The sequence below is a fragment of the Vibrio sp. OPT41 genome (assembly GCF_015163595.1).
GTDB classification, from domain to species: Bacteria; Pseudomonadota; Gammaproteobacteria; order Enterobacterales; family Vibrionaceae; genus Vibrio; species Vibrio alginolyticus.
Genome location: NZ_JADDYH010000051.1, coordinates 1 through 227 on the forward strand (window position 1 = coordinate 1; position 227 = coordinate 227).

The 227-nt window shown below is 51.1% G+C and carries 1 protein-coding gene; it reads left to right on the top strand.

Annotated features, from left to right (window positions below; translation table 11 throughout):
* Positions 1–227 (top strand): hypothetical protein (locus IQP38_RS18395; RefSeq protein WP_193837856.1); only part of this gene is annotated, 227 nt, incomplete at both ends.

Genomic DNA, 227 nt, shown 5'->3' on the forward strand with positions numbered 1-227 from the left:
GGCAGCTACACCTTTACTCTGCAGGGCCCACTAGACCATGCGGTGAATAGCGACAGTCTGCAAATCGACTTCCCGATTATCGCAACAGACTTTGATGGCGACACCTCATCGAAGACGTTACCTGTCACCATCGTTGATGATAAACCAACCATCACTGACGTAGACGCAATCCGCGTGGATGAAGATGACTTAGCGACGATTGGCTCCGACGGCTCAGATCCAATTTC